The sequence below is a fragment of the Fibrobacter sp. UWB1 genome, from assembly GCF_002210325.1.
Classification (GTDB): Bacteria; Fibrobacterota; Fibrobacteria; order Fibrobacterales; family Fibrobacteraceae; genus Fibrobacter.
In genome coordinates this window covers 1-24,262 of sequence record NZ_MWQL01000023.1, presented here as the reverse complement: position 1 = coordinate 24,262, position 24,262 = coordinate 1, and the positions used below count along the sequence as shown (strand labels likewise).

The window sequence follows — 24,262 nt, the reverse complement described above, 5'->3', positions numbered from 1 at the left end:
AACCTCTAGTCGTTTTTAATGCCCAATTTTTCCATGGCAATCTTCTTGCCGGTCTGGAAATCGCACTTTCCGGAGCCCAATTTGGGCAAATCATCGAGTTTGAGCACATAAGACGGCAGCATCAGCGGCGGAAGTCCCACTTGCTTGAGCCTGTCCTTGGCCTCGTCCTCGGAAATGTCGCCCGCAAACAGGAGCGCAATCTTTTCGCCCTTGGAGCCATCGGGCACGGCCACCGTAAAGTGGTCCACGCCTTCAAAGAACGCCGTTTCCGAAATCTTGAAGTCCACGGAACCAAGGCTCACCATTTCTCCGCCGAGCTTTGCGAAGCGGCTGTAGCGGTCCACAATGGTTAAGTAACCGTCTTCGTCTACATGGCCCTTGTCGCCCGTCTTGTACCAGCGGCGGCCATTGATAATCGCAATTGCCTGCGCCGTCTTTTCGGGATTCTTGAGGTAACCCTTCATAATCTGGGCGCCACCGATCAAAATCAGGCCGTCTTCGCCAATGGGCAATTCTTCCATGGTATCGGGATCCACAATGCGGAACTGCGTACCCGGCAGCGGTGCGCCCACGGTACCCGGCTTGTTGCCCACCAGAACCGTCTTGTAGTCGTCCATCAACACGTCCTTGGTATTCACGGCTGCCACAGGAGTCGTTTCGGTACAGCCGAAGCCTTCAAAGATTTCAAGCTTGAATTTGGTGCGGTAAAGCTGGCGAACATCCTCGCGAATCTTTTCGGCACCGGCGTAAATGCGGCGCACGCTCGAGAACATCAGCGGGTGCACAGCGCGGTTCACTCCCCACATGCGAAGGAACGTGCCCGTCGCCACCATGAACGACACCTTGAACTGAGCACAAATGCGCGACACAAGCTTTGCATCGGTCGGGTCGGGGCAGGTGGCCACCGGCACGCCTTCCACAAGGCAAAGCATCGTCGTAATCGAAAAACCGAATGCATGGAACAGCGGGAGCGAACCCAGGAACACGTCATCGGCGCAGGGATTCAAAACGCTTTCGCACTGTTTGATATTACCCATCAAGTTGTAATGCGTGAGTTCCACACCCTTCGGCCTACCTTCGGAGCCCGAACTAAAGATTACTGTAGCCACATCGTCAAGCGTGACCTTCTTGAAGAAACGCAATTCCAGGTACCAGGCCGGCAATACGAGTACTCTCAAGAAGTTGAGAATCATGGTTCTCTTCGGAATCATCTCCTTAAGGTCTTCCATATAGTACACTTTGTACTTTGAAAGCAGAATGTCCATGTTAATGCCCTTCTGCTTCAATTTCTCGACAAAGACCTTGGCCGTAATAATGCTCTTGACATCGGCAACACCACAGCAATAGTCCATGGTTTCAGGCGTATTGGTGTAGTTCAAGTTGTAAACCGTCTTACCGCGCACAAGGCATGCCATGTTCGCAATAATGCCCGGGCCCGAAGGCGGAATCAGCACACCCACCTGCTTTTCGCCGACAGTTAATTTATCAATAACCTTCGCAAAAGAAAGCACTGCAGTCGTAAGCGTATGGGCAGACAAGTGCTTGCCGTCGGGGCTATACACAGAAGGACCACTCCCCACCTTCTTTGCCGTACGGATCCAGGCAGAAGCCACCGGACGGAGCTTACGAATGTATGTCTCCCAAGCGGTAATAGAAAGTTCCTGTACAGCGCGCTTGATCGTTACCGGGTCTGCTTCGAGCGGGAGTTCGTTACCGAAAGCAACCGTCACAATTCGTCCGCCCGAATGCACCAAATCCTTGAAGCCGGCATCAGCCATAGAATACGAACTGCCCCACAGGCCCTGCACGTAGAACGGCAGCAGTTTTACCTTGGGCACATCGCGAATCGCCGCCGAATAATCCAGCCTAAAGCGGTTCATGTTACCCGTCGAAGTCATTGCATTTTCGGGGAACATCACCACCGCTTCGCCACGCAAAAGGGCATGGCGCGCCTTTTCCATTGCAGGAGCCGGGTTCGAAATATCCAGGTTGATAGTCTTCATCTGCGAAAGCAGCAGACGCACGTACCACTTTTCATACGGTCGGCGCGTAATCACAAAGCGCAAGGGTCTCGGGCTTGCCATCTGGATCAGCGCCCAGTCAATGTACGAGATATGGTTACCCACCAACAGTACCGGGCCTTCCCACGGAATATTCTGCACGCCCGATACCAAGAACTTGTAGTGGATCGAAAGCGCGGAACGCAGCAACTGGCGAAGCAATGTATGCGGCATAGCCCAAAGCGCCCACACCGTACCGGCCAAGCAGAAAATACCTAGAATAAAGAACAAGTCCATGCGTTCAAAATTCAGGTACTTGAGCGCCACAATCAAAAGCACGTCAAAAGCGATAATGCAAATGTTCTGCACCGCATTGCTAATCGAAAGCACGTGGCCAGCCGAACGCGGCTTAGTATTGTACAGGAGCATCGCAAACATCGGAAGCGCATAAAGGCCGCCACAGAAACCGAGCAAGGCAAACGCAACCGCATTGTAAGGACGCGGAATAAACGGAATAATCAGAATCAAGGCGGCAGCACCGGCCGTACCCAGCGGAATAAGTCCCATTTCAATAAAGGCCTTGGACATGCGCATGGCGTAGTAAGAACCAAGCACCAGGCCCACAATCGTCCCCACAATCGCATAGTTCGCCATCAGGTCCTTGTCGAACAGCGAACCCGAACCGAACATGTCTTGCACAATGAACAGCAGCAAGAATATCATGACCCAGAACATCGAAAGGCCAATAATCGACTGGCGGAGCGCACGGTTTTTCCAGGCCTTCTTGAACTTGCGGCGGGTAAAGGCAAAGTTGTAGTAACGACTCCAGGGGAACTTCATTTCGGCATCGTAGGCTCCAACAGAGGGAATCGCAAAAGCAAACACGGTACCAAGGAGTTCCATGACGGCTATGCCCGCAACAATCGGGAGCACGCCCTGCATCAGGTGGGCAAAGTCAAGCGTCTGCGGAGCAATCTGTTCAAACGCCACCGCGGTCGCCGCTGCCGACAAAAGCAAGCTTACAAAGGTAACGATCGTAAACCGGCCGGCCCCATTGGCAAGCATACGGACGCCCACCAGTTCCTTGAGGTAGCCGCTCTTTGCCGGCGAGGCTATGGCCTGCAGCACAAAGAAGAGGGCCGCCGCCGCGAACACAAACGTCATACTACCGACATACGCCGCCACACCGAACACGCCCACAGCCGGGACCATGAGCAGCGACGTTATACGCAGCACACGCTCCTTAGGGTACTTGTCCGAAAAATAGCCCGCAGGCGTTATAAGCAGCACACAAGGCAAAAGAATCAAGAGATGCAGAACAATGAACGAACTGTCACTAGATTCGAACAAATGCAAACGGTTAAGCACCAATTCCATGAGGGCAACGAGAGCCGTAGTCGAAGCAATCTGAGAAAAAACGACCCCGTAAAAAGCGAATGAACCTTGATGTTTTTCCATTTATAATTCCTTGGATTTATGGGGTAAAAGATACACTTTTTGTATGTAAAAAACAGAAAACCCCGGCCGAGCCGGGGTCTTTTTAACACTTGATTTTCAGAGGTTTTTTGCCGCGATTAGTGTTTCGGGCGGCGGTAACCGAAGGACTTCAGGAGTTCGTCACTATTCTTGATGACGTCGCCCTTACGCTTTGCAGAAGGACCGAAGCCGTCGCCAGTTTCCCTGTACTTCTTGGCGTTGAAGTCAGAAGACGGGAGCGTACAACGGAGCTTCGAACGGATAGTGGCTTCGACCTTGTAGACATAGGCGCCAGTAGCGTACTGTTTGCCGTTATCAGCCTTCACAAAGCCGTTCTTGTCCGGTTTCTGTTCGAAGTACAGGTTCAACACGCCTGCTTCGTCGGTAAAGCTCGGGTCGTTCAAATCCTGCTTGAAGTTGAAGTAATCCACGAAGTTGCCCAGAGAGGTGTACACCCAGATCTTGGCATGCAACTTGGAATCGTACAGGTTGAACTCGCTGATATCGCTCGGGATCTTGACGCCGTCTTCGCAATACTTTTCGACGTACTCTTCGACGGAGATCTTGGTGGCGTTATCGGCATCTACACCTTCGAGCGGAATCGTACCGTCAGACACGACGATATCATCCAAGGTGGCAAGGCCGCTTACAGTACCGTAACCTTCCTTCGGAACAATCACCGGCAACTTGATATCCAGAGCGAGAGTCGGGCCCAAGTGACCCTTATCCATTCCCGGATATGGTTCTTCGCCGCTACCTTCCTTGGTCTTGAAGCTGCCACCGATCAAGGTTTCAACTTCCTTGCCCGTAGAGGGGTTCTTGATGCTCACTGCGAAGGTTTCACCCTTCTTCGGCGGGTTCACAGAGTAGTATTCTTCGACCTTATCCTTGTCAATTTCGGTAACAGGCTGTTCCACAGCGATATTCACGCTCTTGGAATCCTTCATCATGACAGACACCGTATCAGAGGCTTCGTTGCCTGCCTTGTCGCGGTAGAAGCGCACGATGATGTTCGGTCCCTTTTCAAGACCCTGGATCGTCAGGGAATCCTGTTCCACACCGTTCACGGTCCACTTGACTTCTACGAAGTTCGAGCGAATAATGGAGTACGTGACCGGAGAAAGGATTTCGACAGTCGGAATCGTCTGGTCAAGCACGATGAACACGGATTCGGTAGCAAAGTTACCGTAGATGTTCTTGTAGGTGTAAGTCACAGCGTAGCCAATGTCGCCTTCGGCGTTCTTGACCATGTTGCCCTTTTCGTCGACAGCGTAAGACACGACCGTCGGCATACCCAGGCCATCGATGCTAACCGTAGTCACCGAGAAGATACCTTCGCTCACGTTGGAGTTCTTTTCGGAATCCTTGCCCTTGCCGGACTTGGAGCCCTTCGAAGAAGCACCCTGGTACATGAGTTCGCCGTTCGGGCCCTTGGCGAGGATTTCACCCGTCAAGGCGTCAGCAATGTAAGAGACTTCCACTTCCTGGTCATCCACAATCGTCTTGTAGGTAACTGTAATGATTTCCACGGATTCGGTCTTGCCCTTGGAATTGATCACCGAGGCCTTGACCGGTTCGCCATCCTTGTCAACAATGTAAGATACGGTTACCGTATCGCCGCCGACAAGCTGCGTGTAAGACACCTTTTCAGAGTTGCCGTTCACCGGAGAACGGGTCACCGGACCAGTCGGAGTTTCGTCGAGCATCAGCTTGCTGTCTGCGATTTCGTTCATCTTTCTGAACGTTGCGTCAGGCACCTTCACCGGTTCGAGGTTCACTTCGAGAGCGAACGACGTATCGCGCTTGTTGGCCGGATCCTTCACGTGCACGTACACGGAATCGCGTTCCTTGTTCACGTAGATGTTGGTATCGGCATTGCCCATATCTTCAACAATCGTGAACACGTTTTCGGCCTTGACATGCGTCGGGTTGGCGGACACTTCGACAACAGGCACTTCGTCGTTGAACATGATAACGACGGTGTCACTACCCGGCAAATCCTTAGACGGATCCTTGTAGGTAATCACAATGACATTCTTACCCTTCTTCAGGACCGTATCCTTCGAAACGATATCGTCGTCCTGACGCCAGGTAATCGTGCCGTTCTTCTTGTTCGTATAGACTGTATCCGGGTAGTTCCAAGTAGAATCGACATTGTCGTACTTGGTAATAACCACTTCAGACTTTTCGATCACGTTCGTCACGTTGATCTTGACCTTGGCAGTGTCAGTGAACTCACCGTCATCCACCTGCACATAGACCACGTAGTTCTTCTTGGATTCGTAATCCAAGGTATCCTTCAGGATTACGGCACCCGTGTGCGGGTCGATCATGAACACAGCGGTATCGCCGCTCACAGCCGTGTAAATCAGCGTGCTGTATTCCTTCTTCTTATCCGGATCGGTAGCCTTCACCGTATCGATAACGGTCCAGACCGTGGTAGATTCCGGAACGGCAATCGTCTTGTCCGAAATGGAAGGCGGTTCGTTCACGTCGTGAATGTTGACTTCAATTGTCTTGATGGTGGTAATCGGACCATCCTTGGCAGAAATCAACTGACACTTGCAATTTTCGTCGTACAAGCTGTCCGGAACATCCACCAAGTCAGTGACAGAGACATCAATCTTGACCGTCGGATTCTTTTCGTAGTCAAGACCGGCACACTTGTCCCTCTTGACCTTCACGACACCAGTATAGCTGTTGATTTCAAAGCAACCGGTCGGATCCTTCACAATCTTGAAGGTCATCACGGAATCGAAGCGGTCAACGTCAAACCACTTGATGGTATCGACAACGGTACCCTTCGACGAATTTTCGTCGACACCGATCGTATCGGTCAGAATCTCAGGAGCTTTATCCAAGTCAATCAACTTGACAGGGACCCTCAAATTGGTGTATTCTTTCTTGAGGGTTGTATCGCCATACGTCATGTACACCCAATACATGGAATCCACACCGCAGGTATACTCACCGTTTTCGCAGTCAAGCACCACATTCGCACGAATCATGACACGCATCAGGTCCGTAGAGTCCTTGTCGAGCCAGAACAATGCGGTATCACCACCCGTCATCTTGAAGGCGTTGTCATACAATTCCGGGTTCCTAGACAAGGAGTCAATATCGCTCGGGTGTTCCACGTGGCCAAGGGAATCGTTAATTTTATTGTTTTCGGTAATGACGAGCGGCCAGACATCGAACAGCGGCTTTTCGTTTTCATCCGTCACGCGAATGGTACGGTAGAGCGTGTCGGCCAAGCCCTTCGGGTCAGTCACGACAATACCCATCGTGTATTCCGGATCCGGATCGTTACGAGACGTTGCATTTCTGAGAGTTTCGTAATCGAGGAGTTTTTCATCCTTAACTTTTGCCGTAATCACGCCATTCTTGTATTCAATCGTAAAGAGGTCAGAGCCCTTCGTACCCACGCTCGGGATAGTCGTACCGACATCAAACCACGTAACCTTTGCTCCAGCGACATGGCCCGTATCTTCGTCGACCACATGGTACTGGAACAAGATTTTTCCCGTCGGAGTGACAATAATCTTATCACCCGTTTTCGGATTATCCGGATTTTCCTTGACGCCCACGGTCAACGTATCGGTCGGCGTAACGCCACGACTGGTGGTATCGCAGAAGGCGACACAGTTCGGATCAGAATCGTCATCACCATCCGGATCATCCGGGCCGTCAATGACAATCTTCGGGACTTCGTTGAGATCCTGAATGTCTACAGTCACCTTGGCGGTGTCATAGAGGCAGGCGCCATCGTACTTACCCGTCGATTGATTCAGTTCGCAGTTCGAAATCAAGACGTCGAATACGTACTTGTGAACGGCCAATTCGTAGTCCATCTTGGTCGGGTCATTCACCTTAACCTTGTTGGAATCCATCACGAACGCGAAGGTGTCGTCCTTACCGATAATGGAGTATTCCAAGTGACCAAATTCCTTGACGTGCTTGGAATCCGGTTCGGTAACATCGAGCTTGCCAATAACCGTACCCTTCGGAAGGTTTTCATCCGGTTTCAAGTCAGCGTCTTCAGCCTTCGGAGCTTCGTTCACATCGACAACCTTGATAATGCGATGCAATTCATCACCCATACCAGCCGGGTCTGCCGGATCCTTCACAGAAATGATTACCTCGTGGGATGCTTTAATCTTTTCATAGTCGAGTTTTGAGCCGTCCTTTACCGAGACCACAAGTCTCCAATCGCCATTGGCATCCTTCTTCATATTCACGACAAAGAGGGAATCCGCTCCAGAACCATTCGTATTCTTGAGTGCAGCAACCAACGTATCCTTATGACCGGTTCCAACGTCTTCGTCACGAACCAGGTAATCGGCAATAACAAACCCAGTCTTGGAATTTTCTTTAACAGACAATGTCAAGACAGAGGTAGAAGTGGTATCGCGAGGAGTATCGCAATTTTCCGTGCAGAGTTCTTCTGTTTCCTCCACACATGTTTCACCAACACATTCACTGCACTTGGGGCCTTCGCACGGCGGAATAATGATGGTCTTTTCAGGTTCGTCCGTCACAGAGAGCGAAACCTTGGCGGTGTCATAGAGGCAGGCGCCATCGTACTTGCCCGTCGTCTGATTCAGTTCGCAGTTTGCCACCAGCACCTTGAAGGTGAACTTTGCCGTCGGCTGCAAAGCTTCGTAATCCAAAGCCTTGACATTAGTCACGACAATCTTGTTAGAATCCATATCAAACGGGATGTTGTTTGCAACCCTGTCAATGATAGAGTATTCCAAATGACCGAATTTCTTGACATGCAAGGTATCCGGATCAGAGGCCGGCAACTTGCCAACAACAGAACCATTCGGCGTATTTTCCTTAACAGAAATCGTCGTATCGGTGCTTGCAAATTCAGGAGCTTCGTTCACGTCAACAAGATCGATTCTGTAGTTGAAAGTAGCAGTCTTGCCGTCGGCATCGGTAATAGTCAACTTTACATTGAAGATGGTGTCCTTGGGGAGTGCTTCATAGTTGATACCGCTCTTCACCACAATCTTCAACGAATCACCCTTAGTAACAGCCTGGAAGTATGTTGCAGCCACACCACCGCTCTTCACGTCAGTAAGTTTAGCCGTCATGGAAGCAATCTGGCCCTTATCCGGGTCCGTAATCTGGAATGCATGAACGAGTTTGCCCACAGCCGTATTTTCGTATACGTCGGATACTTTACACTGCTGAGGCGTATCGTCCGTAAAGCAATTGATTTTCGGATCTTCCGGAACGTTCTGGATCTTCACGGTGATCTTGGCCGTGTCAGCCAAGCAATGTTCGGTGTACTTGCCCGTCGTAGCGTTCTTCAAGCAGTTCGCGACTTCCACATCGAAGGTGTACACGACATTGTCTTCGTGGTTCATCTTCGAAGCATCGCCCACGTAAATGGTAGAATCCGTACCGCCCTTCATATAGAACGGAAGATCTGTTGCACCCGGCAGAATTCTGTATTCCAAGTGTCTGTAACCGGCATTCTTGCTATCAGGATCGATAGCCTGGACAACGCCAATCGAGGCATCTTTAGCCAAGTTCTCGACCGGATACAGAGTAAGCGCGTCTCTAGTTTCACCAGCCGGAAGGCCATCGTTTTCGCCACGAACACCCGTAATCGAAGGAGCTTCGTTAACGTCGTTAATAACAATCGTCTTCTTGACCGTAACGGCATTGGAACCAGCGACACCACCACGATCCTTCACAGTCATGGTAATGCTATAAGAAGACTTTATGGCTTCGTAATCCAGAAGATTGGGATCCTTGACGGAAACAACCAGCCACAATTTTCCTTCTGCATCAGCAACCGCGTGATCAGTCACGACGAACAAATCATCAAACTTCGAGCCGCTGGAAGCATCGTCGGTTACAACATAGGAAACAACCAACTCTGTTCCGACATCAGCGCCATCAACATCCTTGACTTCAATCTTACCGACGACAGCATCAGGGATGACAGGCATGGTCTTCGTATTTTCATCGATTTCGAAAGTCTTGCCATCATCAATGATAACCGGAGGTTCATTTTCATCCGTGATGTTTACAACCACATGAGCGGTATCATAGAGACAACTAGTCGTCAAATTCCCATTATCATCTTTTGCACAGTTGGTAACCCTGACATCGAATTCATACTTGTGGCCAGGAGTCGTTTCGTAATCCAGAGAATCGACTGTCGTCTTAATAGTACCCTTGTTGCTACTCGTCGTAATCGAGAACGGAACACCTGTCGTTAAAATAGAATACTGCAGGTATCCATATTTTGCAACATTCTTGGTATCCGGATCATCCGCCGCAATCACGCCTACAGTAGTACCCTTCAACCGATTTTCAGAAACACTCAACGTTGTATCAGCAAGGACAGGTTTTTCGTTCACGTCAATCACATTGATGGTACGAATCGTGGAATCACTGATGGTACCAGCATTATCCAAACGGAGCGTTACCTTGTAAGCTGTCTTTGCAAGAGTTTCATAATCAAGGTTCGTCGTCTTAACACTTATCTTGATATAAGCAGTATCAACAACATCAGGATCCTTAACAGCGTTCTTCACCAAATCAAAACTGAACAGGGATTTTGCCGCCGTAGCATCAGCACCGTCAACAATAAGTTTAAACTTGCTTGAATCAGCAACATCATATTCAACATTCTTGACCGGAATGGTTGCAATCAAAGTCGTCGCGGCCGTATTTTCATTGACATTATATGAGGACACCTTATCATTAAATTCAGGGCCATTCATATCAGCGATAGTCAATTCAAATTCACCATCGCGCAAATTATTGGGCATCACGGCGCCAGTCAAGTTAGAAATTTTCAAAATGAGCTTTTCGTCCGGCTCCTTAACACCATCTTTGAAAACGTTGATATAAATCTTTTGATCATCTGCCGGCTCATAGGCATCTCTCTTAATCGAAACAGATTTTGTGTTCTGTCCACAAATCGGGAACGTGGCCTTCGAACCGGTCACACCAATTTGGAAGTCCGCCTTTTCTGCATACCCAGCACCCTTGCCAACAACATCAAAGCAATATTCAAAGTGAACATCAATTTGTGCCTTAGAATCAAGCCTTATCGGAACCAGCGCATCCAGGTTATTTTCAGGGAATTTACCACCAGAAATTGCCTTCGGGTCAATATTCAATGTATCCGGATCAAACGGAACAAAGCGGAATCCAGAGCCATCAAAATTTGCATTAATAGAAACAACATCAGCAAGCAACTGACCGGCCAAAGTCATCTGTTGTTCTATATAAATTGTTCCTGTTGAAATATACGTTCCCTGCATAGAGTCAGCATGAACCAAGGCAGCCCAATGAATATCATTCGGCGTATAGAACAACAAGTTACCCGCATAGTCTTTATTTGCTACACCAGCTCCACCCGAGATAGACCACTTCTGAGCGTTTGCATCATAACTAGCATCAGCACTCCACCTACCATCAGTCCACGTCGCAGTGGAATCAACATAAGCAATACGAACTTTCGGGTGTGCAGAACCAAAATCAAAGCCATTCTTTACAAAGATTCTAGTCAAACGACCTCCATAGGGCATTCGAATAAGAAGCACACTATTATTAGCAAATGTAAAATGGTCAACATAGTAATCATATGGACCACTACCTGCAGGGACGTCGATGACAGCCATCGAATTGTTCATTTCATAAGACGGTAGGTTCGTGCCAAAATTACTTGCCGGGTTTACAGGGACTCTCAATTGAGAGTTTATTTGGGGGACAGTATCAGGACAATTCGCCTGACCATAAACAGGCTTTTGCTGAATAGCATCATTATACAAGCTAACAACATCGCCAGAAAGACACTGAGGGCCATAAACAGTTCCGCTCCAAGTGGAATAATTGCCCAAAGTAACACCCCCTGTCACACGAACAGGTCCTGTAGAGAACAAATCATTGCCATTGCTAAGCAAAATTTTGCCACCAATCAAGATCGGACCACCAACAGTATGCTCATCATTAGCACTACTCATATCAAACGGACCTGAAGCAGTACCGAACCATCCAGAACTGTCTGTAACCTTGATATTTCTTCCTCTAAAAATAATACCATGGGCACCGAACATCTTGTATTTCATCAAGTTGTCCCAGTATTTTTGCTGATCAGGAACAGCAGACCCATCTTCATGTGAGAAAACAAATGGCGCTACATCCGCTGCAAAAGCGGGGACCGCCAAGGCCACAACAAAACCGAGTTTAGCTATTATGCTCTTTCCAAACCACATAATAAACTCCTAAAAATTAAGTGTACTATATACCCCTATATTTCACCACCATAAAAATACAAAACTTTTTTAATTATTACAATAGTGATACTGCATAAAATGTTAATAAGTTGTTGTTTTACCTACCATTTTGTGTATTCTGAGTTAAAAATGACGTTTTTCCGTGATGTCCGACACCCCAAACCGGCGCCTCCAGTCGCCCCTCGAACGAAAAATTTCGTTTACAAGCAAACTATTTTGAAATTTTTCTTATAAATTATATGCCAATTCTAACAAGCTACCTCCGAGCCTTGGCCCGGGGGTTTTGTTTAAGAAATTGCGTACGAACTCTTATTTCTTGTTTGCCGGACGCTTATAACCGAAGGGTTTCAGTAGTTCATCGCTGGACTTCGTCACGTCACCCTTGGTCTTGGTGGTCGTGCCACCGAGCGGCGGGACAGAGCAACGCAGATGGTTACGCAGGCTGGCATCCACCTTGTACAAGTAGGCGCCAGTAGCCAAAAGCTTACCGTTCTTGGCATGTACGTAACCGTCCTTATCCGGTTTCATTTCGAAGAAAATCTGCGTAACACCGGCTTCGTTTGCGAAGCTCGGGTCATTCAGTTCCTGCGTAAAGCTGTACTTGCCCACGAAATTGCCAAGCGTCGTATAAACCCAGATATCGAGTTTAATGCTGGAATTATACAGGTTGAACTGACTGAAGTCGCTGGGGATCTTGGTACCGTCTTCGCAGAATTCAGACACATATTCTTCGACCGTGTATTCCTTGTAGTCCTTCTTGGCGGCGGCATCGAGCTTGGAGGTGTCGACACCGATACCGGCAGAAGATATCATACCGTTCGGAAGAATCAAGTCGTCCAAGGTAGCAAGGCCACTCACGGAACCGCTCTTGCCGTCGCTAATCGTCGGGAGAGTCACGTTAAGAATGAGCGTCGGGCCCAAGTGCTTGGAACTCTTGGTATTCGCATACGGCTTTTCACCGCTGCCTTCCTTGGTCTTGAAGTCGCCACCGATCAAGGTTTCCACTTCTTCCTTGGTCGTCGGGTTCCTTACGCTAACCGCGAAGGTCTGACCCTTCTTGGGCGGATTGTCGGCGTAATATTCGTCAACCTTGTCCTTGTCGATCACCGTCACCGGGCGTTCCACGGCAATTTCTAGGTCCTTGCCTTCCTTCATGAACACACGGACCGTATCAGAAGCGATGTTACCCGCCTTGTCCTTGTAGAAGCGCACGATAACGTTCGGGCCCTTCACAAGTCCCTGCGTGGTCAAGGTATCCTGCTTTTCGCCGTTAACGGTCCATTCAACCTTCACGTAGTTCGCATGAGACACCTGGTTGTCGAGCGGAGAAAGGATTTCCACCGTCGGGAGCGTCTGGTCGAGTACCACGAATACGGACTGTTCGGCCACGTTGCCATACTTGTCGGTGTAAGTGAACGACACCTGGTAACCGCGGTCGCCTTCCGGATTCTTGACCAAGTTGCCCTTCTTGTCGACAACGTAGGTCAGTTCAAGCACCTGGCCGGACGTTCTGTCAAGATATTCGTAAGAGACCTTAAAGATACCGGTAGAGCTGTCGGAGTTCTTGGAAGACACAAAGCCGCCGTTACCGTCGACATTCAGAGCCATACCCGTCGTCGCGTCGGCCTGGTAAGAAATAGTCACCAGTTGGCCGTTGATTTCGGTCTGGTAAGACACCGTAATCACTTCAATAGAATCGACCTTGCCCTTTTCGTTTACAACGGCCTGCTTCACAATATTACCCTTGGTGTCGGTCACGTAGCTCACAGTGACTTCGGTACCGGCAATCTTTGTCGGGTAGGAATTCAGGACGTTCGTGCCGTTGATCGGGGTTCTCGTGGTATTCGGGTTCAGTTCGTCAAGCGAAACCGTCTGCTTTGCAACCATCGAAAGGGCATCGTAGGTAGTCTGCGGCACAGCCACCTTCTTGGTGATATCGACCTTTTCGAACTTCAAGGTGTCCTTGGTTTCGCCCATAATCGGGTCGTAATCCGTAATGTACACGTTGATGTTGCGTACGGAATCCTTCACGTACACGTTCGTATCGCCTACGGCCGGCTGCTCCACAATGGTATAGATGTTGCTTGCGAGGTTAGCGTCGCCGCCGGCATCAACAACCACCTTCGGCGAGACATCGCTAAAGTAAGCAATAAAGCAATCTTCGGCACAGCCTTCAAAGCCGTCTATATCACAAGCTTCCTTGCAAATCTTGTTGTATCCTGGCACAAGATTCGTGTCAGCACAGGTCAGGTTCTTCTTGTTCACTTCCCAGCAGACATTGATAGAATCCTTGTTCGTGTGGATAATTTCCGGGTAATGCCAAGTCGAATCTTCGTTGCTTGCCACCGGGATTTCAACAACCGGAGGCGGGACATCGATCAGCTTCACGACAACAATCTTGGTGTCGGTACCGCCGCGGCCATCGTCAACCTTGACCTTGATCGAAATCGTCGGATTCTTTTCGTAGTCAAGCCTGTCGCACTGTTTGGTTGTCACGACTCCGCTTGCAGACACATCAAAACACTTACTCGGATCTTCGACGAGAGTCCAGGTGAGCGAATCGCCGTCTTTATCGGTAGCTTCCAAGGTATCCACCACCGTACCCGGGTCAGAATTTTCCCTGACTTGAATGGTATCCGTGATAATCTTCGGAACTTCATTCACATCATTGACAGTAATCGTAATAGTTCCGACAACATAGAGCGTCGGATCGTTCTTGTCGGCCAGTTTAACATCAATTGTATAAACATGCGGTTCGGTTTCGTAATCAAATTCCTTCTTGGTCTTGATTACGCCTTCGGGAGTAATCGAGAAGTAGGCTGTGTCGCCGCCGACAGCGGTAAACACATCTTGTCTGTACACGGGCACGGAGTCGTTTTCACCCCATTCAAGAGTGCCAACGACGGTTCCCGGAACTTTATGTTCGTCGACATCAAATTCCTGATCGTCAAGAATCGGATTTTCGTTGACATTGCCAATCGGGATAATAATCGTCGTATCAGCCTTCATCTTATTGTCAACATCTTCGACATGAACTTGAATATCGATATACTGAATCTGTTCAAAATCAAACTTGGTCGAATCCTTGACACGAACCGTACCATCTTCGTCAACCGTAACAAAGTCACTGTAATGGCTAGTATCGCTCAAACTATACTTGCATTCGGGGCAACCAAAAACACCATGAACACCGCGCAAGGTATCAATCACAAGACCATTCAGAGGATTTTCGTTAACCGCATGCAAAGTGTCTTTTTCGAACTTGAGCGGCGGAAGATCCGGATCACTGATTTCCAAAGTGATGAACCCATCATGAGAGCCGTCCTTCAGCGTTGCTGCATTCAGGTTCTGAATGATAATCCTAAAGGTTTCTTTTCCAGGCTTGCCGTCTGGACCTTCATCAATTTTATCATCAAACGCAGTCAAGATGATAGGGTCTCTCAGGTTCTTGCTATCAATATCAAAATAGGCCTTGCCAGGATTGACGCATTTCGTTCCATCGAACAATGGAATATCTGCAGTAGCGATATCAGCGCGAGTGGCAAGACCATTGGGATCCTTGCCATCTACGGTTCCACCAAAATCAAAGCAATATTCGAAATCGATAAGAGTTGTGGCCTCTTTGTCCAGAGCGATTTTAACCGTATCTTGCTTGTGACCTTCGACCAAATAAGTCTTTACGCCTTCTGCAGTATTCAAAACAGGAGGATCGAACGGCACATAGCGGAAAGAACTTCCATCAAATTCATGACCAATTTCGAGTTCGTTGGCAAGAAGCTGACCGGCTAAAACCAAGTTCGGACCGACCTTTATCTTTTTCTTTGACAAGAACGAACCCTGGAAGAAAGATCCACCATTCATTGCAGACCAGTCAATACCCTCTTTGCAATGGAACAATACGTTTCCTGCATAGTCTTTATTCGCAACAAACGTAGAATTCGTAACATTTACCCATGAGTCCCCTAAGTACTGAGCACCTTCGTCAACATAAGCCACTTGAATTGTCGAACTGGAGTTTGCAACGATTGTGCCACTTATAAACAGACGAACCAAATTCTTGTTGTTCGCCATACGAACAACTATGCTCGAATTCGCACCCATAATGATGTTTCCACCAACATAAACGTCATATATATTCGAGCCATTACTATTAGGCGGAACATCAATGTTATAGGTTTGGCCATTATTAATGGTTATATCGCTATAAATAACGTTCGCACTTGCAGGAAGAGCCGGCACATCAGGAATTGTAAGATACGTCGGGACTTCAGGAACACTGTCGTAAGAACACATACCAAGCTTGGCGGCAGCCCCTTGAGCAAGCCTACCTACAGGATCTTTATCGTTTTTAAATTCAGCTTGGATGGTTGAATTCTGATTCTTGGTGGAAGCAACACCCTCGATGCAATGCGTTCCGTAGAAGGAATTGCCATTTGCACCCGAATTAAAATCACCCTTAACACGTGCTGGGCCACTTAAAAAAACATCTGGTCCATCTTGGAAAACAATTTCACCGCCAATATAAATCGGACCACCTAATTTATGGTCACCATTAGTCAATTCCATATTACCATGAGCAGTACCAATGGCACCGTTGACATCGGGAGCACTCGCATGTCCCATGGAGATACCAAAAGTACCCCACATCTTGAAGGTCATCAATTTATTCCAATACTTCTGGTGTTCCGCTTTTATAGTGTCATCCATCGTTTTCGGATCACTTACATCCGAAAGTTCATTGTAATACGTTGCAAGGCTATCGAAAACCAACGGCGCGACATCTGCAGCAGAAGCAACCCCCGCTGCCATCAGCACGAGCCATAATTTGTTTAAAAAGTTTTTCATGTTGATTACTCTAACCATCTTTTACCCCCTGTTGTATTACAGGATTTCAACTCCTGATTCAAAAATACATAAAAAAACTTTACATAGGTTACCTTTTTTTCACAAAGCTAGCCTTTTTCATGGACAAATCGTCCACTTTTGTTCCGAAAATTTGTTTTTGCCGCTTTCCCTTGACAAAAATCACGAGATATTGCTAAATTGCGGGTTCCTAGGCCCTGCGCAATGACTATTTGCGGGCAACTCGCCAGGGCGAAAGCAGCAACGGACTTGTGAATTTTTATGTGCTCAGGTCGCCTAGGATTTTTTTTCGCCCTTAACAGGGCTTTTTTTTATAAAAAAATGGATTCCGTCGCTACGCTCCAGGATGACGTTGCGCCAGTCTACTGTCTACTAACCACTGCCTACTGTCTACTAAAAAAATGATTCTTTGGACGATTCGCCACACCAAGCCCTACAACCCGAACGATGTCTGCTACGGCAGACTGGACTTTGACGTCTCCCCTACTTTCGAAGAAGAAAGCGACGGAGCCTTGAAGGCATTGCTTGGTGCAGGCGCCAAGCCCACGCGCATGTTCACCAGTCCCCTTCTCCGCTGCCTGAGGCTCGCCGAGAAGGCCGAAAAGGCAACAGGGCTAACCATGGAAAAGCGCGAAGAAATCATCGAGATGAACTTCGGAACCTGGGAAGGACAAAAACTGACGGAAGTTCCCCGCGAAGAGATGGCCGCCTGGGCACGCGACCTGCGCGGCTACAAGTTCAAAGACGGCGAATGCTTTTACGACATCGACCGACGAGTGCAGTCCCTGTTGGACACGCTCGCTGACGACGGCGAGTTTTTATGGATTACGCATGCAGGCGTGATCGCCGCCTTACAGCACTTTGCCTGCGGACTGCCCGACAAGGAATTCGTGGAAGGCGCATTCAGCTATGCCATGGTAACCCGATTCGAATTCAAGCGTGACGCCGAAGGGCATTACCGCGGAACGTTCACGAAGATTCACGACGGCATCCAGATGGCGCCGCTAAAGATTGGATGAAAACAATGTGAGATGTGGGATGTGAAATGAGAAATTTCATTACACATTCCACACTCCACATTACACATTAATTAAAAGTCAAACGACATCAGGGCCTGGAGGCCGCCGCCTAGGCGTGGCAGTACGGCCAAGTGCATGGGATTGTCGAAGTCGCTTAACAGAGCATCGACAGCGGCATCGCCAATGGAGTATAGATAAAGTAACGCAATCGCCCAAATGTACTGGTTGCGGTTCTTGCGGTAATAGGTAACGCGTTCATCTACACGTTCATATTCTTCGGACGTCGTGCTTTCTTTCTCTACGACATGCTTGCGGTCCAGGTAGTATTCCACCATGTTCTGCGAAGTCCAGATACTGGTGGCAGAACCGATAAAGGCCATGTACAAAAGGCCCTGCTTGCCGAACTCGCGGTTATACATTTGTCCGAATCCAGGAATAATGGACCAGAGCAGCGCCTTTTTCATGCTCTTGAGTTCTACACTGCGGTAATTGTTGTTGTACCAGATTCCAAAGGCATCGAAGAAACTATACAGGTAAAGGCCGTACAACCAGGCAGTTTCTGCCTTGCGCAGATCTTCCTGTTCCATTTTCTTGTCGCTCTTTTCGTGAACGCGAGCAATGAATTCGTTTCGCTTGGTGTGGTACGCTGCAAGGCTGTCGCGATTCGTTTCGCGAAGCATCTTGTTGGTAAAATAGGCCACGGAGTCGCGGAAGGGTTCCGCCTGTTCGAGTACACGCCTGTGCTGGTAGCTCTTGTTAGCTGTGACCTCGTACAAAAGCAGGAGCTCGATACCTGTAATAAAGCCGCCGCGCACGTAATGTTCCGTATAATACTGGCCGCCGCCCGGGAAAATCGCAAACAGCATGGTCAGCGGCAAGGAATTGCGCTTGGTCGGGATGTCCCATTCGTTTACGGTAAGCGTATCGATAGCGACAATGCCCGTTTTACCCTTTTGCAAGGGGTCTGCACCGGAATCGGGCGTAGCCCCGACTTCCGCGGGCTGTTCTACAGCATTTTCGGCCACACTGTCGTCGGCAAAAAGCGGAACTGCAAGCAGCACCGACAGGAATATGCCAAAAACAAACGAGCGTAAAAACATCGGGGTCGAATATAGAAAAAAGTCGATTCACTTCCTACTTTCTAAGGCCCACCGTTCACCACTTTTTTCTACTTTTTTTGCAGATTGACTCCATTGTCAAAATATGACATAAACTTTATGTATATTTGATAACGTAAAGGAAACAACATGAACAACGAAATGAATATCAAGGAACTTGCACAAGAAATCCAGAAAGCGCTTTTGGCTCGCGGCGAAATGATGGCCACCGCCGAATCGCTCACGGGAGGACTCGTAGCAAGCCACATTGTCGATATTCCGGGAAGTTCCGCCATTCTGGCCGGCGGCATTGTCGCCTACCAGAACGAGGTAAAGGAATCCCTGCTCGGTGTTCCGCACCAAGTGCTCGAAAATCAGGGTGCAGTCTCGGCCGAAACGGTAAAAGCCATGGCCGAAGGCGCACGCCAAAAGTTCGGTTGCGAATGGGCAATTGCCACTTCTGGAATCGCAGGCCCTACCGGGGCAGAACCCGGCAAACCCGTCGGTACGGTATGGATGGCTGTCGCCAATAGTTTGCAAAACGAGGCCTTTTGTAAAATTTTCGAAGGAAACCGCACCGAAGTGCGCGAAAAAAGCGTGTATAGTGTATTGGGCAAGCTACTTTTTTTGCTGAATAACCAAAAAAGCACTTGCACAAGTGAACACTAAATGTTATATTTAAAAACGAAAAAACAAAATGGAGTCCAACATGGCTAAGAAAACAACAAACACCCCGACAAGCAACCTTTCCGCAGACAAGGCCAAGGCAGTAGAAGCCGCCATCGCCCAGATCGAAAAGAATTATGGTAAAGGTTCCATCATGGCTCTCGGCCAGCAGCCCGTCGAAGATATTCCCGTTATTCCTACGGGTTGTATCCAGCTCGACATGGCGCTTGGCGTAGGCGGTTTCCCGCGCGGCCGCATTATCGAAATTTACGGACCTGAATCTTCCGGTAAGACTACCCTTACCCTGCACGCCATTGCCGAAGCCCAGAAACTTGGCGGTGTCGCAGCCTTTATTGACGCAGAACACGCTTTTGACGCCGTCTACGCCCGCAAGTTGGGTGTCGATATCGAATCGCTCCTCGTTTCCCAGCCGGACACTGGTGAACAGGCCCTCGACATCGCCGAAACGCTCGTCCGCTCTGGCGCTATCGACATCATCGTGATCGACTCCGTGGCAGCCCTTGTACCGCAGGCCGAAATCAATGGTGAAATGGGTGATAACCATGTGGGTCTGCAGGCCCGCCTCATGAGCCAGGCGCTCCGCAAGCTCACCGGCATTCTCTCGAAGTCCAATACCTGCATGCTGTTCATCAACCAGTTGCGCATGAAGATTGGCGTAATGTTCGGCAACCCCGAAACCACCACCGGCGGAAACGCCCTGAAGTTCTATGCGACCCAGCGTATCGATATCCGCCGCATTGCTGCAATCAAGGACGGCGAAGAAGTCATCGGTAACCGCACCCGCGTGAAGGTCGTGAAGAACAAGGTGGCAGCCCCGTTTACCCAGTGCGAATTCGACATCCTTTACGGTTGCGGCATTTCTCGTGAAGCCTCTATCCTTGACCTCGCTACCGAACTCGACATTATCCAGAAGAGCGGTTCCTGGTTCAGCTACAACAACGAACGAATTGGCCAGGGTCGTGAAAACACCCGCCTGTTCCTGAAGGATAACGTAGACCTCTGCAACGAAATCGAGCAGAAGATCCGCGAAAGCATGAAGGACGTGGAACTGTTCAAGCTGAACGAAGGCGACGCCATCGAAGCTGACGACGGCGACGAAGTCAGCGTTAGCGAAGACGCCTAGTCCCCTACCCAAACATTTTCTTCCTGAAGAGCAACAAACCCTGGCCTATCCTTTAGCCATTGGGATGGGTCGGGGTTTTCCTTTGTTTAAAATTTTCTATATTGACGAACATGAAGGCAGAAATTCTCAAGGCAACTTTGCGTACAGCGGCAACATTCTTTGCCCTTGCATGCACTGCCGCCCTTGCCCAGACTTCTTGCCCGCACTTTTTACTGGAAAGCCCGATGGTCGTAAACATCGAGGGCTTTTTTATTAACGAGAAACTGTCGCGCGTTTCGCTGGATGTCGAATGGAGACACCACCCCGAAGCACTTGACACCTTCTTCGTGAACCAGCCCGACCACCAGCCGTTCAACTTCATTACCGCCGGCGAATACCGTTACATGGAATTCCCGAACGTCAAGGTGAAGCGCCAGCTGGGAACGCACCACTTGAAGGAACACATCGGCGAGACTCCGCTGAAGCTTGACGACATGGAACTGCTCGCAAACGGCCAGTTCCTGTGCCGCGACTCGACGATCCAGAAGCCGAACATTCTTTCGACCGCATTCTCCATGGCCTGGTGGAGCCTTGTGGCAGACAGCCTACCCCACCCGACAAGGGTGACCATGAACGGCCCGCGCAAAGAACGGCGCGTGTTCACGATTCGCCAATGGCGCAATTATTCCGGCGAAATGCTGCCGACCTTGGTGAAGGTCGAAAACGAAAGATATAACGGCGAACTCTGGATCCGCAGCGCCTATACCGTGCAGGCACTGCAGGCCGACCCGCTCAAGAACAGCGTAGAAGGCAAGCAGAAACCGCCACTGCCGGATTTATTTAGAAAAATTCCTGTGAAAGGGGAAAGAAAAATACCCCTGATACTCAAGCTGAATCAGGAACTGCTGCGCGAGTGATCCGTTATAGAAGCGCTCTTCGGTACGCCTCCAGCCTCCCACTTCCAAAATAACATTCTGCAAGCCCTCGTTCCAGAAGAAATGGGCGCCGAGCATGGCTTTGCCGTAACCGAGCGATTCCTTACGCACGGTGTTCTTTTCGCGCAAGAAACCGGTCTTGTAGAAGTTGGATTCAAAAATGGCGGCGAAATGGTTTGTCAGAGGAATACGGCCGTAGATATCAAGCACTAGCAAGAAATCACGGCTGAACACGGGAATGTTGCGGCGGTAGTCGTAACTTTTACCATCGAAATCGGTACTGACATCGGACAATATGTAATGGAACTTCACGCCAAGAACCGACCCCTTGGGCAAGGAATAGCTGAGGCTCAAAGACATGTCGATCAGCTGCGTGTAATCGAATGCGGCATCCTCGCCATAAAGATTGTCGGTCACGTAGTCGGCATTCCAACTGTCGGCAATGCGGCCCACGCCCTCGACTTCGGCGGTCACCATTTCGAGGTTCGAGCGCATGTAGATATAGCTTTCGTAAACGATATTGCCTTCGATTTGCGGATTGGTCTTGAAGGGGCGAATGCCAATGCCCGCCAGGTAACCTGCATAGAATGGCGATACTTCGATGGCGGCATCCATGCGCAAGTAAGACGGGAGGGATTCGAGCCGTTCACCGTAAGCAAGTTCGTCGAGCGGTTCAAGCCAAGTGTAATGGAGCATGCCAGTCGCCTGCGGTAGCCACTGGCCCCACACAAACGGCGTATTGCCCATGATAGTCCACGAAAGGTTTGGCCCGTAGCGGAATCCAAAATTCGCATTTTCATTGAAACCATCGGCAAAAGACGCGACGTCACAAGTAAAAAAAATTATAGAAAAGGCCAATAATTTCTTAAAATAAGTCATTTCGAAATAAAATTTAAAATAATTTCCCCATTTGCGCCATAAATTCTTATTTTGTAGGCATTAATTTATAGGAGTCACAATGAAACTCTCTCATATTTGCTTGCTTGGCGTGAGCGCCCTGATGTTCTGGGCCTGTGCCAACCGCTATTCCTCCCCCATCTTGATCGAACGCGGTGAAGGTCGCAACGAATACGAACGCGAATACTTTGCCATCAAGGAAAGTATGGGTATCGACAAGCGCCTGAAAGACGTGTTCAAGCAGGGCTATATCGAAGAAGGCATGACCAACGACATGGTGAACCTCCTGTGGGGACCTCCTGACCACGAAAAGACCACCGAAAAGCAGAGCATTTGGGAATACTACACCCGCGAAGGCGAACTCATTACCCGCCTCTTCTGGAAGCACCCCGACCAGGCTCGCTTGAAGGGCTACGAAGAAGAATGGATCCTGGAAAAGATCGAAGGCGACCGCTACGGTGGTTCTCCGGCTCCGACTTCCAAACATTCCAGCAACTATTAATAGACGTTTTTTATGCGAAAGATTCGCCCTCGGACTACCGGGGGCGGTCTTTTTTTACTAAATTTAGGCGCGTTAAATTTTAAACAACTCAAGGAGTTAATTATGCGTCAGTATATCATTGCTGGTAACTGGAAGATGAACAAGACCGTTAGCGAATCCATTCAGCTCGCTAAGGACATCGTGGAAGCCGTTAAGGACGTGAAGAAGACCGAAGTGGTCATCGCCCCGACTTACCTCGCTGCAGCCAAGGTCGCCGACGTCATCAAGGGTACCAACGTGAAGCTCGCCATCCAGGACATCCACTGGAAGGACCAGGGCGCATTCACCGGTAAGGTCTCCGTTGACATGGTCAAGGAAATCGGCGCCGAATACATCATCATCGGCCACTCCGAACAGCGCCAGTACTTCCACGAAACGGAAGAAACCGTGAACCTCAAGGTCAAGAAGACCCTCGAAGCCGGTCTGAAGCCGATCATCTGCATTGGCGAAACCCTCGACCAGCGCAACGGTGGCATCCTGAAGGAAGTCCTCGGCCTCCAGATCAAGGGCGCCTTCAAGGACGTTTCTGCCGAAGACGCCGCCAAGTGCGTTCTCGCTTACGAACCGGTTTGGGCAATCGGTACTGGCGTTACCGCTACCGACGAACAGGCTCAGGACACCCAGGCCTACGCTCGCTCCGTTGTGAAGGAAATCTACGGTGAAGCCGTTGCCGAAGGCATGCGCATCCAGTACGGTGGCTCCATGAAGGGCGCCAACGCTGCCGGCCTCCTCGCCCAGAAGGACATCGACGGTGGTTTGATCGGTGGTGCAGGCCTCAAGGCTAACACCTTCAAGGAAATCATCGACGCTGCCGAAGCTCGCTAATTAAAACTTTAAATTCAAGGTAAAACGACTATGACAACACTCTTTTGGATTGGTATCGTCCTGCACGTGTTCCTGTGCCTCTTCCTCATGTTGCTCGTTCTGGTTCAGAATGACAAGATGGGCGGTCTCGCAGGTCTCGGTGGCATGACTTCCCAGTCTGCATTCTCTACCGCAGGTGCCGCGACCTTCATCCAGAAGTTGACCCGCGTCGTGGCCGTGATCTTCTTTATCGTCGTGTTCGCCCTCGGCTTGATCACTGCTAAGCAGGACCAGGCTGTCGAAGAATCTTCGATGCAGAAGGCTACCCGCGAAAACGCTGCCCAGCAGCAAGCCCCGGCTCCGGCACTCCCGGCTGACTTTGCAGCTCCCGCTAACGCTGCTGCACCGGCCGCCGACGTTGCTCCGGCTACAGAAGCTCCTGCTTCGGAAGCTCCGGCCGCTCCTGCTGAAGCCAAGTAAGGTTTTGTCTCGCGCGGCTTAGGCTGCGCAGGCAACGCTGCGGTCGTGGTGGAATTGGTAGACACGCTAGCTTGAGGTGCTAGTGGGAGCGATC

The 24,262-nt window shown here is 49.6% G+C and carries 12 protein-coding genes and 1 other RNA gene; 8 read left to right on the top strand and 5 right to left on the bottom strand.

The window, feature by feature from the left end:
• Window positions 1-5: 5 nt before the first annotated feature.
• The 3 genes from B7988_RS13455 to B7988_RS13445 form a co-directional block, all read right to left on the bottom strand.
• Complete coding sequence (locus B7988_RS13455; protein WP_088658320.1) at window positions 6-3,458, bottom strand: MFS transporter; 3,453 nt, start codon at window positions 3,456-3,458, stop codon at window positions 6-8.
• 116 nt (window positions 3,459-3,574) lie between these two features.
• Complete coding sequence (locus B7988_RS13450; RefSeq protein ID WP_088658319.1) at window positions 3,575-11,722, bottom strand: cadherin repeat domain-containing protein; 8,148 nt, start codon at window positions 11,720-11,722, stop codon at window positions 3,575-3,577.
• A 330-nt stretch (window positions 11,723-12,052) separates the two neighbouring features.
• Entirely contained in the window at window positions 12,053-16,588 is a 4,536-nt protein-coding gene (locus B7988_RS13445; protein ID WP_088658318.1) for a cadherin repeat domain-containing protein, read from the bottom strand.
• A gap of 206 nt (window positions 16,589-16,794) precedes the next feature.
• Between B7988_RS13445 and ffs the strand changes: the two genes are divergently transcribed.
• Window positions 16,795-16,891, top strand: an RNA gene (gene ffs / locus B7988_RS13440) — signal recognition particle sRNA small type.
• Window positions 16,892-17,007: 116 nt separating this feature from the next.
• Entirely contained in the window at window positions 17,008-17,625 is a 618-nt protein-coding gene (locus B7988_RS13435; protein WP_073317386.1) for a histidine phosphatase family protein, read from the top strand.
• Window positions 17,626-17,696: 71 nt separating this feature from the next.
• On the opposite strand, the gene B7988_RS13430 is transcribed toward B7988_RS13435, so the two are convergent.
• A complete protein-coding gene (locus tag B7988_RS13430) occupies window positions 17,697-18,725 on the bottom strand; it encodes a DUF5683 domain-containing protein (RefSeq protein ID WP_073317389.1) in 1,029 nt (342 codons plus the stop codon).
• Window positions 18,726-18,872: 147 nt separating this feature from the next.
• Here B7988_RS13430 and B7988_RS13425 point away from each other — a divergent pair, with 147 nt between their 5' ends.
• From B7988_RS13425 to B7988_RS13415, 3 genes are all read left to right on the top strand, one after another.
• Window positions 18,873-19,391: a CinA family protein gene (locus tag B7988_RS13425; protein ID WP_073317392.1), complete on the top strand. Its 519-nt coding sequence runs from the start codon at window positions 18,873-18,875 to the stop codon at window positions 19,389-19,391.
• Window positions 19,392-19,431: 40 nt separating this feature from the next.
• On the top strand, window positions 19,432-20,532 hold the full coding sequence (gene recA, locus B7988_RS13420) for a recombinase RecA (protein ID WP_073318834.1): 1,101 nt from the start codon (window positions 19,432-19,434) through the stop codon (window positions 20,530-20,532).
• 110 nt (window positions 20,533-20,642) lie between these two features.
• Window positions 20,643-21,428, top strand: a complete 786-nt coding sequence (locus B7988_RS13415; RefSeq protein WP_088658317.1) for a hypothetical protein — start codon at window positions 20,643-20,645, stop codon at window positions 21,426-21,428.
• Here B7988_RS13415 and B7988_RS13410 read toward each other — a convergent pair.
• Window positions 21,348-22,193: a hypothetical protein gene (locus tag B7988_RS13410; protein WP_163414309.1), complete on the bottom strand. Its 846-nt coding sequence runs from the start codon at window positions 22,191-22,193 to the stop codon at window positions 21,348-21,350. The two genes, B7988_RS13415 and B7988_RS13410, sit on opposite strands and share 81 nt — an antisense overlap.
• 211 nt (window positions 22,194-22,404) lie before the next feature.
• Here B7988_RS13410 and B7988_RS13405 point away from each other — a divergent pair, with 211 nt between their 5' ends.
• The 3 genes from B7988_RS13405 to secG all read left to right on the top strand — a co-directional run bounded on the left by B7988_RS13405 (window position 22,405) and on the right by secG (window position 24,168).
• Window positions 22,405-22,845, top strand: coding sequence for a hypothetical protein (locus B7988_RS13405; protein ID WP_073317399.1), 441 nt, complete (start codon window positions 22,405-22,407; stop codon window positions 22,843-22,845).
• Between the two features lie 102 nt (window positions 22,846-22,947).
• The gene (gene tpiA, locus B7988_RS13400; protein ID WP_088658315.1) at window positions 22,948-23,709 is read left to right on the top strand and encodes a triose-phosphate isomerase; all 762 of its coding nucleotides are present in this window, start codon (window positions 22,948-22,950) and stop codon (window positions 23,707-23,709) included.
• 30 nt (window positions 23,710-23,739) lie between these two features.
• Window positions 23,740-24,168, top strand: coding sequence for a preprotein translocase subunit SecG (secG, locus tag B7988_RS13395; RefSeq protein WP_072976946.1), 429 nt, complete (start codon window positions 23,740-23,742; stop codon window positions 24,166-24,168).
• Window positions 24,169-24,262 lie beyond the last annotated feature (94 nt).